The 13,446-nt window shown below is 41.1% G+C and carries 14 protein-coding genes; 12 read left to right on the top strand and 2 right to left on the bottom strand.

The annotated features are described in order from the left end of the window. Window positions 1–5 precede the first annotated feature (5 nt). From lptE to A379_RS09820, 10 genes are all read left to right on the top strand, one after another. Window positions 6–554 (top strand): LPS assembly lipoprotein LptE, encoded by a 549-nt coding sequence (lptE, locus tag A379_RS09775; protein ID WP_040727805.1) that lies wholly within the window; start codon window positions 6–8, stop codon window positions 552–554. Window positions 555–566: 12 nt separating this feature from the next. Then, window positions 567–1,595 carry a DNA polymerase III subunit delta gene (holA, locus tag A379_RS09780; protein ID WP_040727806.1) on the top strand — a complete coding sequence of 343 codons (1,029 nt, stop codon included), beginning with the start codon at window positions 567–569 and terminating at the stop codon, window positions 1,593–1,595. A gap of 48 nt (window positions 1,596–1,643) precedes the next feature. After that, window positions 1,644–2,897 carry a glutamate-5-semialdehyde dehydrogenase gene (locus A379_RS09785; RefSeq protein WP_040727808.1) on the top strand — a complete coding sequence of 418 codons (1,254 nt, stop codon included), beginning with the start codon at window positions 1,644–1,646 and terminating at the stop codon, window positions 2,895–2,897. After that, window positions 2,897–3,544, top strand: coding sequence for a nicotinate-nucleotide adenylyltransferase (nadD, locus tag A379_RS09790; RefSeq protein WP_040727810.1), 648 nt, complete (start codon window positions 2,897–2,899; stop codon window positions 3,542–3,544). The genes A379_RS09785 and nadD overlap by 1 nt, the downstream gene beginning before the upstream one ends. Before the next feature lie 30 nt (window positions 3,545–3,574). Beyond that, window positions 3,575–3,934, top strand: coding sequence for a ribosome silencing factor (gene rsfS / locus A379_RS09795; protein ID WP_369759651.1), 360 nt, complete (start codon window positions 3,575–3,577; stop codon window positions 3,932–3,934). 19 nt (window positions 3,935–3,953) lie between these two features. Beyond that, window positions 3,954–4,424 carry a 23S rRNA (pseudouridine(1915)-N(3))-methyltransferase RlmH gene (rlmH, locus tag A379_RS09800; RefSeq protein WP_040727812.1) on the top strand — a complete coding sequence of 157 codons (471 nt, stop codon included), beginning with the start codon at window positions 3,954–3,956 and terminating at the stop codon, window positions 4,422–4,424. 429 nt (window positions 4,425–4,853) lie between these two features. After that, on the top strand, window positions 4,854–6,488 hold the full coding sequence (locus A379_RS09805) for a cation:proton antiporter (RefSeq protein WP_040727813.1): 1,635 nt from the start codon (window positions 4,854–4,856) through the stop codon (window positions 6,486–6,488). Between the two features lie 53 nt (window positions 6,489–6,541). Then, window positions 6,542–7,480, top strand: coding sequence for a universal stress protein (locus A379_RS09810; RefSeq protein ID WP_198525673.1), 939 nt, complete (start codon window positions 6,542–6,544; stop codon window positions 7,478–7,480). A gap of 160 nt (window positions 7,481–7,640) precedes the next feature. Continuing rightward, window positions 7,641–7,904 carry a 30S ribosomal protein S20 gene (rpsT, locus tag A379_RS09815; RefSeq protein WP_040727815.1) on the top strand — a complete coding sequence of 88 codons (264 nt, stop codon included), beginning with the start codon at window positions 7,641–7,643 and terminating at the stop codon, window positions 7,902–7,904. Window positions 7,905–8,101: 197 nt separating this feature from the next. Further along, the gene (locus A379_RS09820; protein ID WP_051145150.1) at window positions 8,102–8,389 is read left to right on the top strand and encodes a DUF3817 domain-containing protein; all 288 of its coding nucleotides are present in this window, start codon (window positions 8,102–8,104) and stop codon (window positions 8,387–8,389) included. A 39-nt stretch (window positions 8,390–8,428) separates the two neighbouring features. Here the strand turns inward: A379_RS09820 and A379_RS09825 are convergent, their stop codons facing one another. Together A379_RS09825 and A379_RS09830 are read right to left on the bottom strand one after the other, a co-directional pair. Next, on the bottom strand, window positions 8,429–8,860 hold the full coding sequence (locus tag A379_RS09825; RefSeq protein ID WP_040727819.1) for a hypothetical protein: 432 nt from the start codon (window positions 8,858–8,860) through the stop codon (window positions 8,429–8,431). Between the two features lie 32 nt (window positions 8,861–8,892). Next, complete coding sequence (locus A379_RS09830; protein WP_040727820.1) at window positions 8,893–10,524, bottom strand: acetolactate synthase large subunit; 1,632 nt, start codon at window positions 10,522–10,524, stop codon at window positions 8,893–8,895. A 203-nt stretch (window positions 10,525–10,727) separates the two neighbouring features. On the opposite strand from A379_RS09830, the gene murJ reads away from it, so the two are divergent. Both murJ and ribF read left to right on the top strand, forming a co-directional pair. Then, entirely contained in the window at window positions 10,728–12,260 is a 1,533-nt protein-coding gene (murJ, locus tag A379_RS09835) for a murein biosynthesis integral membrane protein MurJ (RefSeq protein ID WP_040727821.1), read from the top strand. 164 nt (window positions 12,261–12,424) lie between these two features. Continuing rightward, window positions 12,425–13,399: a bifunctional riboflavin kinase/FAD synthetase gene (gene ribF / locus A379_RS09840; protein WP_040727822.1), complete on the top strand. Its 975-nt coding sequence runs from the start codon at window positions 12,425–12,427 to the stop codon at window positions 13,397–13,399. Window positions 13,400–13,446 lie beyond the last annotated feature (47 nt).

Consider the following 13,446-nt stretch of genomic DNA (forward strand, 5'->3'; position numbering starts at 1 on the left):
TGTTAATGTTGAAAAAGATAGGGCTGAATAGTTTTCTTGCTTTGCTTGTTGCTTCGTTAGTTGGGTGCGGATTTCATTTACGTGGCATCGATTCGAATGGTGTTTTGCCATTTCAAACCGCTCAGTTAGAAATGGCAGGGGGTGTAAGAGAAGATATTCAAATGGCGATGCAACGCCAGTTGAACCAAGCGTCGGTTAAGGTTTTGGATAGCCAGGCGGCTGAAGTTCAAATTCAGCTGATGCCAACTCAGTACAAGTCATCCAGAACCAGTTCTCGATTAGGCGATGCCACCTCTGAGCTGATTAAAATGACGCAACGCTTTAGCGTAATCAACTTAGATTCAGGAGAAAAAGTCGTTAGTGGTGAAAGTACCGTTTATCGAGATCGCCAAATCAACACTTCGGTTGCCTTGTCTTCTAATAGTGAATTACGCAGTATTCAAAAATCGATGAGTGAAGAGATTGCACGACAAATATTAGATAGAATTCGTCGTGCCTCATTGGTTAGTACGGAGAGTCAGTCAAATGCTGTTAGCAATCAAACAAGCCAATAAAAGAGTTTTATTTTGATTTTAGCCAGTGCGTTTTTAAATCAGCTTAATAGTGGTAACTTTGATATTAAGCCTATTTATTTACTGTATGGTGAAGAACCACTGTTTTTGCGCGATAGTTTAGATGGCCTAAAAAAGCAGCTGTTATCGCAAGGCTATATGGCTAGTGAAACCTATGATGTAGATGCTAATTTTGATTGGCAAAGCCTACAAATGGACACGCAAGCGGGTTCATTGTTTGCTGAATCACGCATGATTTTGATTAATATGCCAAAAGGTTCGCCAGGCCGTGAGGGGGGTAAGTTCTTTCAGGACTGGTGTCAGTATGTGCAAGCTTTACCCCCAGAGATTGTATTGGTGGTCTTATGTGAAAAGTTAGATAGCCGTCAAATCAAAGGCAAATGGGTAACCTCAATAGAATCAGCAGGCCTGGTCGTTCAAGCCAAACCTGTACCTGCCAATGCGTTACCTGGTTGGTGTCAGAATCAAGCTCAACTACACGGGTTAACTTTGGAGCGTGAAGCGGCTAATTTATTAGCCGATAGAGTTGAAGGGAATTTGTTGGCGGCAGACCAAGAAATCACTAAGCTCTCTTTAAGTTTGCCTGCAAACTCCACCATTACCGCAGAGCATATTTTAGAGCATGTGGTTGATCAGGCACACTATCAGCTCTTTGCGCTAGCCACCGCGATGTTAAATGGCAAGGTAGCTTATAGTGTGCAAATGCTTGCTAGGCTGCAGCAAGAAGGCGTTGAAGCGCCAGTGATTCTTTGGCTGTTATCTAAAGAGATTAGACAGTTAATTGAGTTGGCGCAATTGACTCAGCAAGTTTCGCTCAATCAAGCATTTAATCAATGCCGTATTTGGCAATCAAGGCAGGGCGAGTATTCCCAGGCGATGCAGCGTCACGGCTTACAAGAGTGGCAAAACCTTTTAAAGCAGGCATTGCAAATAGATAGGATGATAAAAGGCATACAGCCCACATTAAACGACAGAGAAGTGTGGTTTGGTTTATCGGATTTAGTGGCAAAGATTGCTCGCTAGGTTTGAAAATAAGTTAGCCACGAAACAAAGAAAAAGAGAGTTTGTTGAATGAATGTAAAAGAGTATATGACACAGTTAGGTCAGCAAGCGCGTAAAGCGTCACGTGCTTTAGTGCGAGCTTCTACCAAACAAAAGAATGCGGCGTTAATTGCGATGGCGGAAGCCATAGAAAATTCAGCGGAAACTCTAAAAGCGGAAAATGCCAAAGATTTAGAAAATGGTAAAGCCAATGGTTTGGATGCGGCGATGCTGGATCGTCTGGCGATTACTGACGCAGGAATTGCGGGTATGGCAGAAGGATTACGCCAAATTGCCGCACTGCAAGACCCCATTGGTGAAATCAGTGATATGAGTTACCGTCCATCAGGCATTCAAATTGGTAAAATGCGCGTGCCTTTAGGGGTGGTGGGAATCATCTATGAATCTCGTCCAAATGTCACCGTAGATGCCGCGGCGCTATGTTTAAAATCGGGCAATGCAGCGATTTTACGTGGCGGTTCAGAGGCGGCTTTTTCTAACCAGGCCTTGGCAAATTGTATTCAACAAGGTCTAGACAAAGCCGATTTACCACAGACGTCAGTGCAAGTGGTTGCCACAACTGACCGTGCGGCGGTGGGTGAATTAATTGCCATGCCAGAATTTGTGGATGTGATTATTCCCCGTGGTGGTAAAGGGTTGATTGAGCGCATTAGCCAAGGTGCTCGAGTCCCTGTTATTAAACATTTAGATGGGATTTGTCATGTTTATATAGACGATGATGCCGACCAAGAAAAAGCGATAAAAGTGGCTTACAATGCTAAAACACACCGTTATGGCGTATGTAATGCAATGGAAACCTTATTAGTTGCCGAGTCGCAAGCTCAAGCGGTTTTACCTGAGTTAGCTAAAATGTACGCTGAAAAAGGGGTTGAACTTCGTGGTTGTGCAAAAACCTGCGCCATAATTAACGCAAATGTTGCTACTGAAGAAGATTGGGCAACGGAGTATTTAGCGCCGATTTTATCGATTAAAGTGGTTGCCAATGTGGATGAAGCGATGGATCATATTGCCCAATTTAGCTCAGGACATACAGAGTCGATTATTACTGAAAACTTCACTACTTCTCGTCGCTTTTTGGCTGAGGTAGACTCAAGCTCGGTAATGGTGAATGCATCCACTCGTTTTGCGGATGGTTTTGAATATGGCTTGGGAGCCGAGATTGGTATTAGTACCGATAAATTTCACGCTCGTGGCCCCGTTGGATTAGAAGGGTTAACCTCACAAAAATACATTGTGCTGGGTGATGGAACTATTCGCGAATAATGAAATTTATTGGTATAAATGGCGGAACCTTTGACCCCGTTCATTATGGACATTTACGCCCAGCTTTAGAAGTGATGCAATGCTTAGGTTTGGAGCAAGTCCGTTTTGTGCCATGCTACCGTCCTGTGCATAAAGACAAGCCAAGTGTATCGGCTTTACAGCGAAGTGAGATGATTCGTTTGGCGATCCAAAAACAGCCCAATTTTGTTTTGGATACCATTGAAATGGAGCAAGGAGGTCCCTCTTATACTGCAGATACTTTAGCCATTTTGAAAAAAAAGTTTCAGGATGTCAGTCTAGTTTTAATGATGGGAACGGATGCCTTTGCTAAGTTTCATACCTGGCATAAATGGCAACAAATCATGCAATTAGCTAATATTGTGGTTATGCACAGGCCTGGTGAACCTGTACCGCAGAGTGGCGAGTCGGGAGAAATTTACAAACAAAATCATGTATCGGCCTTTACCGCTGAAGCGGGGCAAATTATGGATGTAGATGTTACCCAGTTGGATATTAGTTCGACCTTGGTAAGAAACCACTTACTCGCAGGCTTATCGGCAGAATATCTGCTACCACCTTGTGTTATGGAATATATAAAAGAACACGGCCTTTATAAGCCGACTAATCAATTAGAGATAAAGAAATAATCGATTTCGATTAAGGAGCAAACCAGTTCAATGAGTATGAATATGAAAGAAGTTGAAGAACTAATTGTAAAAACATTAGAAGATTCAAAAGCCAGAGACATTCAAGTAATGGATATTAAAGGCATTAGTAGTTTTGCAGATTTAATGATTGTAGCAACAGGTACATCAACCACACACGTTAAAGCATTAGGTTCTCACGTAGAACAAGCTTTTAAAGAAGCTGGTGAACCACCTCTAGGTGTTGAAGCTGGCCCACAACCTGACTGGGTTTTGGTTGATCTTGGCAATGCCATTGTGCACGTAATGACAGAAGGCGCTCGTGCTCACTATGCATTAGAAAAACTATGGGACATTAAAGCCCAAACAGCGGCAGAACAAGCAGCCGAGTAGTTTTTTACTCGTTATCAATATGATTATTCATTTCATTACTGTTGGCCAAAAAATGCCAAAGTGGGTGCAAGAAGGCTATGCAGAATATGCAAAACGTCTACCAAAATCTTGCACCTTAAACTTGATTGAACTGCCCATGGCTCAACGTGGAAAAACGGGGTCAGCTGATAAATATAAAGCCGAAGAAGCCAAAAAAATATTGGCTGCCATTCCTAAAGGCGCCCAGTTAATTGTATTAGACGAGCACGGTCAGCAAGTGACCACTAAAGGCTTGGCTGATAAGTTAGAAGAGTGGCTTGGTAGTGGACAAGATGTGGCTCTCATTGTTGGTGGGCCAGATGGCTTAGAAAAAAGCCTTATTCAACAAGCCAAATGGAAATGGGGCTTGTCAAAATTGACCATGCCACACCCAATGGTCAGGATTTTAGTGGCCGAGCAAATTTATCGTGCATACTCAGTAATAAACAACCACCCATACCACCGCGAATAACCAAAACGGTCTTTTTGTCCAATCTCTGCGTTAAGTTTTAACTCGTGTACTAATTGTACACTTCGTCAAAACTTGCCTTGACCTTGAACAAAAATCCTCGCTTTGGGCTTGTTTAGCTAATCTCTGCGTTACTAGATTACTCGTGTACTAATTGTACACTTCGTAATCGAGTGCCTTGAACTTAAGCAAAACGCTCATTTTTTATCTGATGTTGAACAAAAATCCTTGCTTTGGACTTGTTTAGCTAATCTCTACGCAAAAAGGGACGGAACCCAAAGGTACCGTCCCTATCCCCCCAACCCAATTAGTCCCATATTTAAAAGACATTATGTTTTTTTATGAAGCTTGAGTAGGCTGTGTTATTCTTAATATTTATTAGGCAAACTTAGGTTTATGGTTCTTGTAACCGTTGTTTCTAGGAGGTTTACAGTGTTTGAGAGTGCATTTGTAGAGTTAAGCATGTTGCTGGCCATTTCAGCGTTATTTGGCGTGGCTGCCGTTCAGCTCAAACAACCTTTGATTGTGGCTTTTATTGCCGTGGGTATTTTAGTTGGCCCCTCTGTTCTAGGGCTGGTCTCTTTGACCTCAGAAATTGACTTACTTGCTCACCTTGGTATCGCTATCCTGCTTTTTGTTGTTGGTTTAAAGCTTGATTTGCATATTATTAGAACCATGGGAACTGTGGCGCTTTTCACTGGTTTGGGTCAAGTTGTTTTCACTTCTGTGGTTGGCTATTTTATCGCTATAGCGTTGGGCATGACATCGATTAGTGCCTTGTATGTTGCGGTTGCTTTGACTTTTTCAAGTACGATTATTATTGTTAAATTACTCTCCGATAAGCGTGAACTGGATGCTCTGCATGGTCGAATAGCCATTGGGTTTTTGATTGTTCAAGATATCGTGGTCATTATCGCGATGATTGTTCTAACCGCGATTGGAACTGCCAATGTTGAAACCAGTATCGGAACAGAAACGTTAGTTGTTCTGCTAAAAGGAGCGCTGATGTTGGCTGTGGTTGCTCTGTTGATGCGTTATGTAATACCGAAGATGCTAGGACGGTTAGCACATTCTGCAGAGTTATTGGTACTGTTTGCTATTGCTTGGGCAGTGCTCGGAGCTTCAACGGGCAAAATGCTTGGTTTTAGTCAGGAAGTTGGGGCTTTTTTAGCAGGTATCTCTCTCGCTTCTACACATTATCGTGAATTGATTGGCGCTAGGCTGGTCAGTTTGCGAGATTTTCTTTTACTGTTCTTTTTTATTAGCTTAGGCGCTAGCTTAGATTTGAGTTCATTAACAGACCAGTTGTTTGCAGCCGTTTTGTTCTCGGTGTTTGTTTTAATTGGAAATCCATTGATCGTTATGATTATTATGGGTTATATGGGGTTTAGAAAGAGAACAGGTTTTCTAGCAGGTTTAACGGTGGCCCAGATATCTGAGTTTTCTTTAATATTAGCCGCTTTAGGTTTTAGTTTAGGCCACCTAGATAAGGAAACTGTTGGGTTAATCACTTTAGTTGGCTTAATTACTATTTCTGTCTCTACTTATATGATTTTATATTCGCACCCTATTTATGAGCGGTTAGCACCTTATTTATCGGTTTTTGAACGCCAAGTTCCTTATAGAGAGGCTGAACTTGATTGTGAAGATAAATCAACAACCACTGATGTTATTCAGTTTGGTCTAGGGCGTTTTGGTTCGGTGATAGCCAACAGCCTTAAAGATAAGAACTACAAGGTACTCGGTATTGATTTTAATCCAGAGTTTGTGGAGAGCGTAGCAAAAGACCAACTCAACACTCGTTATGGTGATGCAGAAGATCCTGAGTTTATAACGCAATTACCATTGAAAGAAGCTAAATGGGTGGTGTCGACGATTCGGGATAAACACACTAATTTAGTTTTATTAAAAACACTGCATCAAGAAGGGTTTACTGGAAAAGTTGCCGTCGCTGCCGTTGATAAGGCAGAGGCCAGTTTTTATAAAAATCAAGGTGTTGATTTAGTGCTTATTCCTTATGAAGATGCGGCTAATGAGGCGGCCTATAAAATTGCTAATTATGAATGAATTAAAAGCGTGATTTAAGGGTTTAATATTCTGTGTTGATGGAGAAAAAGATTGTGGTTAATAGATGTTGGTTATTGGTTTCATCAAACCCTGAAAGGGAGCAGGCCTTATTTGATTGGGCGGTAGAGAGTTGTCTTGAACAGAACATTGATTTAAATGTTATTGTTGTGTTGCCTAAAATCGCTCATCATATTTTTGAGTGGCTCGAAGAGCATCAGCATCAAGACATAATGCAAAAACAAATTGATTTTGAGTTAAGTAGGCGTAAACAGTGGGTCGATACAGCTAAGCAAAAAGAGGTCAGATTAACAATTGAGGTTCGCTTTGGAAAACTCTATTACGAGACAATACAGCAGGCTAATGAAAAAAAGGCTGAATTATTAATTAAGCAATCAGATGATTTAGAAGACAGGAAAAACTTCCTCTTTCAAAGTGATGATTGGCATTTATTAAGAAAATCCCCTGTTCCATTATTGCTTTACAGAGCTCAAACGGCACTACCTTTTAAGAGTGTTATGGCAAGTCTGGATGTCGATATCGAAATTCAACCCTATCAGCCGTCAGTGTTTAATCAAAGTTTACTTGTTTGGGCCGATCGTTTTAAGGGTTCAAATTCTGTTAAGGTTGTACACGCCTGGCAGTCAGAAGTAGAAAACCTCGTTAAGCATTGGGATGCCGACTTAAATGAAAATGAATTAATAGAATTGAATGAACAGCTCTATTTTCAGCATAAAGAGGCATTAGACCTAGAGTTAAAAGCACATTCACCAGTGGGTGATAAAACAACTGTATTTTGGTGTAAAGGAGAACCTGCCGATTCTATATTTAACGCAACCTTAGAGCAAAAGGTTGATTTACTTGTGTTAGGTACGCTTGGTAGAAGTGGGGTGCCAGGGATGTTAATAGGGAATACTGCTGAAGATTTATTGGAAAGAGTCAATTGCTCTGTGTTGGCGATTAAACCAAATGCCTTTAAATCTCCAATAAGTTAAGGTTAAATGTTGACCAACTCTATGTAAATGTGGATAATCTCTCCTCTTATTACATCGTAGTCATTGTTTCTGTGTACGCATAGGGCAATGTTGTGTTAAATGTTAATGATAGGTCTACGGATCGTTAACACGTAAAAACAATATTTCGGGAGAAATAAAAATGGCTAATTCAGCACAAGCAGCAAAACGCGCACGTCAAGCAGAAGCAAGTCGTATCAGAAACGTTGCACAACGTTCAGATATGCGTACAGCAGTTAAAAAAGTTCTAGCAGCAATCGAGGCTGGTGATAAAGAAGCAGCAAACGTTGCTTTCCGTTCTGCACAATCTAAATTAGATGGTATGGCTCGCAAAGGTATTATCGCTAAGAACAAAGCAGCGCGTTCAAAAAGCAGAATCAACGCACGTATCAAAGCGATGGCTTAATTTATAGCCATTTACGTCCCTAAGACACGCGTCTCCTGCGTTAGAAAAATGGACGTTTACACTTGTAAACTTACATTTTTCACCTTGAATACACGCACCTTAGAAACGTAAATAAACTATAAATTTTAGTATTAAAAACCGGGTTTAGCCCGGTTTTTTATTGTCTGGAATAAATGGATTTTTGAGGGGGGGTGAGTATGAAAATTTTACGTTTTATGGCGCTATTAGAGGGAACCTCTTTGCTGTTGCTATTGTTTGTAGCAATGCCGTTGAAGTATAGCTACGGTATGCCAGAGGTGGTGAGTTGGGTAGGCCGTGCACATGGTGGGCTGTTTATCGCCTTTAATATTGTGCTTTTTTACCATGTTTTTAAAGGGCATCTTTCTGAGGTCAAAGGCTTTTTAGGATTTTTAGCATCACTACTGCCGTTTGGTACTTTTTATTACAAAGCAAAAGTACTTAATAAGTCATTTAGGAGTGAATAATCAACCAGGCCTGGTAGGTTTATATTTGCTAAGTTTGCCTCAGTTGCTTTGAAATTCTAGAGTTGAAACCACTTCTTGAAACTTTTCTGTTCCCAGCACTTTTTTAAGATTAAAAGCGCACTCAACCGTTAATGTTAGACGTTTTCTATCGAGTTCTGCAAGCTCTTTAACAATGCTTAACGCGCGGCTACGATCTTGGTTGTGTGTGTCTAGCAGTATCTCTTTAAGCTCCGTTTTAAGATTGTGGTATTCAGCATTAATAAAGTCGATTTTAGGGGTGCTTGAACGAGAAATTTCTCTTATTTGGTTGAGTTGCTGTTTGCTTAGTCCTAGTACGTCTAAATTCTCTATTACGATTGGCATTAAAGTCACTACTGGACTAGATGGCTTAAAGTCATCTGCCGCTTGTGAACTGAGTGTTAGGCTAAGTAGCAAGCTTGTAAATGCTGTTTTGAATAAGGGTTTTATCATTTTATCTCGGCTCTTTTTATAATAATGGTACGTTAAGTTGGGCAGATCATTTCACCGAGTTCTTCAGTGAGTTTAAGGTTTTCAGAATAATCTACGGGGCAATCAATTAATACCACACAGTTGTCGGCTATGGCTTGTTTTAGGGTTGGCAGTAAGTCCTCGGTGTGCTCTATTTTATAGCCTTTTGCACCAAAGGCTTCGGCCAGTTTAATAAAGTCTGGATTGGTGAAGGCGATATTGCTTTCACGCCCAAACTGATTCATCTGTTTCCATTTTATTAACCCATATTCTTGGTCATTCCAAATCAGCACAATAATGGGAATATTCAAACGTACTGCGGTTTCAATTTCTTGCACATTCATTAAAAAACCCGCATCGCCAGTTACCGCCACACAGACCTGTTGTGGTTTGGCGAGTTTTGCGGCAATCGCCCCTGGTAATGCAATGCCCATTGAGGCAAAGCCATTGGAGATAATGCAACTATTAGGTGCTTGCGCTTGATACATTCGGGCAATCCACATTTTATGTGCGCCAACGTCAGAAATGACGATGTCTTCAGCTTGCAGTACTTTGCGTAAATCGGTCAAGATTTTTTGTGGTTTAACGGGGAAATCTTGGTTGTTATCGAGCTTGTGAAAGGTCTCTTCGATACGTTGTTTTAGGCCTTGATAGGGTGAACCAGTGTGGCGTTTGCTAATGGCGGCCACACTGGATAAAGCTTGCCCAATATCACCAATTAAACCTGCCGATACAATGTAAAATTCATCCACTTCTGCTGGTTGAGTGTCAATGTGAATGATTTTGGTTTCTGGATTTCGGTTCCAAAGGTGGGGGTGATATTCGACGATATCGTAACCTACGCAGACCACCACATCGGCTCGGTCAATGCCACACGAGATATAGTCGTGCGCCTGTAAACCAATGGTTCCTAATGAGAGTTCATTACTGCATGGCAGAACACCTTTGGCCATAAAGGTCGTTGCCACGGGGATATTGAGTTTTGTGGCAAATTCAAACAGCGCTTCACTCGCCTTTGAACGCACGACACCATTACCCGCAATAATAATAGGAAACTTGGCTTCAGAGATAATATCTGCGGCTTGCTGAACTTTGATTGGGTTTACGTAAGAGGGCAGCGGGCTCTGTTTTTTTAATGGAACTTTATCAAGCAATTTTTCGGCAATATTTTCTGGAAAATCAATAAAGCTACAGCCTGGTTTTTCTACTTGAGCGACTTTAAAGGCTTTGCGAACGACTTCTGGAATAACCTCAGGGGTGAGGATTTGGGTGCTGTATTTGGTAATGGGTTTAAATAAATTGACTAAATCTAAAACCTGATGACTCTCTTTGTGCAGACGATTGGTACTCGCTTGCCCCGCTATGGCTACCACGGGCGCTCTGTCCATATTAGCATCGGCCACACCTGTGACCAAGTTTGTCGCGCCTGGGCCTAATGTCGCTAAACAGACACCTGCATGACCCGTTAAACGCCCATAAACATCCGCCATAAAAGCCGCACCTTGTTCATGGCGTGTCAAAATAAATTTAATATTGCTGTCGAGAAGGGCATCCATTAAATCCAGGTTTTCTTCACCTGGAATACCAAAGATATACTCCACCTCTTCATTTTCTAAACATTTAATAAACAGTTCAGCCGCTTTCATTGTTTTTACCTGCTTTAGTCTTTTGCTGCTTTTCAAATTAATAGAAAGTAGATGCCCGAAAAACTTTCAATAGATTGCCGTTTTATAGTGTCACATCGGGCTGTTTTTAGAAAATAAAATCCTTTTAGAGTAGCCCAATTAAATAGGTATGATGATTGGGGTTTGATACAATTCATCGATTAATATCAACTTTGGAATCGGTTTTGAAAAGAATCATTAAAGCGACCGCAACTGTGGGCGGCATGACGATGATTTCTCGCATTTTAGGCTTTGTGCGTGATGTGATTATTGCCCGCTACTTTGGTGCCAGTATGGGGGCTGATGCCTTTTTTGTGGCTTTTAAAATCCCCAACTTTTTTCGTCGTTTATTTGCAGAAGGGGCGTTTTCTCAAGCGTTTGTTCCTGTTTTAGCGGAGGCCAAAGAGAAGCGTGGTCAAGAGGCTGTTAAACATTTAGTCAATGCCATTAGTTTTAGACTTGGCGGAATCTTATTGTTATTAACCGCATTCGGTGTGTTTGGTTCTTCTTTATGGATGATGGTGTTTGCACCAGGTTTTATAGATAATCCAGAAAAGTTTAATCTTGCCGCTGATATGTTGGCGATTACTTTTCCTTATCTGTTGTTAATCTCTTTGGTGGCGTTTTCGTCAGCCATTATGAATACCTATAACCAATTTGCAGTACCCGCTTTTACACCCGTGTTTTTAAATTTGGTGTTGATTACTTTTGCCGTTTGGGTTGCACCTTTAATGGATGTGCCAGTCATGGCATTGGCTTGGGGCGTATTGGTTGCGGGCGTGGTTCAACTTTTATTTCACCTGCCATTTCTCTATAAATTAGGTTTGCTACCACACCCCACCACAAAATCGGATGAAGGTGTCGGTGAGGTCAAGCGCTTAATGTTGCCTGCTTTATTTGGGGTTTCCGTGGCACAAATCAACTTATTGGTCGATACCATTTTGGCTTCGTTTTTGGTTACAGGCTCGGTCTCATGGCTCTATTATTCCGACCGTTTAATGGAGTTTCCGTTAGGCGTGTTTGGTGTCGCTTTAGCTACCGTGGTTTTACCAGGCCTGTCAAAAAAAGCCGCCAATGAAAACTGGCAAGGTTTTCAACAAGACATTGATAGTGCATTACGATTGGTGTTAATTATTGGTTTGCCAGCGACCTTAGGTTTATTAATTTTGGCAGAGCCACTCATCACTACGCTCTTTTTCTATGGTGCATTTACGGCACATGATGCCACTATGTCGAGCATGAGTTTAATGGCTTACTCTTTTGGTTTATTAGGCTTTATTTTGGTGAAGATTTTAGCGCCCGCTTTTTATTCACGCAAAGACATGAAAACCCCTGTTAAAGTGGCCGTGATCGCTTTGGTGACCAATATTATTTTAAATTTAATATTAATTGGCCCGTTTGCACATGTGGGGTTAGCCGCTGCCACGACTATTTCAGCCTTTGTAAACTCAGGTTTACTGTACTGGTATTTAACCAAACAAGCTGTGTTTAAACCACTCAGTGGTTGGCCAAAATTGTTTATGCAAACCCTCTTTGCAAACAGTGTATTAATTGCCTTTTTATTATTTGCTTCACCTTCAATAGAGAGCTGGCATGCTTTTGATGTTTGGTTAAGAATGGCTTGGTTATTCGGTTTGGTAATAGGGTCGATTGTTATTTACGGGTTGGTTCTGGTTTTAGTAGGGCTTAACCCAAAAAGATTGGTCAGTAAAAGTTAAAAATTGTAATCTACCAGGCCTGGTCAACTTATTAACCAATTAAAAGCATTGAATAGGCTAAAAATAAGTGAATTTTCAGTATATTTACAAAAAGTTAGCGCCACCAATAGGCTATAATTTACGGTTTGCTTTTAGCTAATAAAAATCGAACTAGATAGGGAAACATGCAGTTAATTCGTGGCTTACACAATTTAAAACGATTTGATGCGCATTTAGCCAAGGGATGTGTATTAACCATTGGCAACTTTGATGGCGTGCATTTGGGACATCAGCAGGTTTTACAGGCTGTAAATAGACAAGCTAAAATGTTAGATTTACCGAGTGTAGTGATGATTTTTGAGCCACTGCCGATTGAGTTCTTTGCGCCACAACAAGCCCCTGTGCGTTTAATGAATTTGCGTGAAAAATTGCAAGCGTTTCAACAGACCGATATTGATTATGTGTTGTGTGTACGTTTTAATGCCGATTTTGCCGTTTTAACGGCACAGCAGTTTGTTGATAGGATTTTGCTCCAAGGCCTAAAGGTTAAACATTTGGTGGTTGGCGATGATTTTCGTTTTGGTCAAAAACGTCAAGGTGATTTTGCTTTTTTAAAACAAGCAGGCCTGGTCAATGGGTTTACAGTGACCGATATGCCAACCTTTGGTGTTGATCAACAACGAGTGAGCAGTACACGTATTAGAACCGCTTTATTAAAAGATGGCGCGAGTGAACCAAACTTAGCACAAGCCAAAGCGTTAATGGGCAAAGATTTCAGTTTTAATGGTCGTGTTATTCACGGCCAAAAGCTGGGTAGAACCATTGGCTTTAGAACTTTGAATATCAACCCTAAGCGTTCGCAAATGCCTGTTCAAGGCGTGTTTGCGGTAACGGTAGATGGTATTGCCAATAAGCCGTGGCCAGGTGTGGCTAATTTAGGGTTACGTCCTACCGTGGATGGTGTAAGACCTTCAATTGAAGTGCATCTGTTTAATTGGGATAAAGATGTGTACGGCCAACATGTGCAAATCACATTAGAAGCTTATATAAGACCAGAAATGAAGTTTAATGGTTTAGATGCTTTAAAAGAACAGATTGCCCAAGATGCCCAACAGGCCAAACAGTATTTTAAGCTTTCAGATTTATCTGAAGGTGAATAGATTTTAAATTTTAATTAAGGGTTTTGGATCTTTTCTCCTAACCCTCT

It is taken from the genome of Thiomicrorhabdus sp. Kp2 (assembly GCF_000478585.1).
Lineage (GTDB): Bacteria > Pseudomonadota > Gammaproteobacteria > Thiomicrospirales > Thiomicrospiraceae > Thiomicrorhabdus.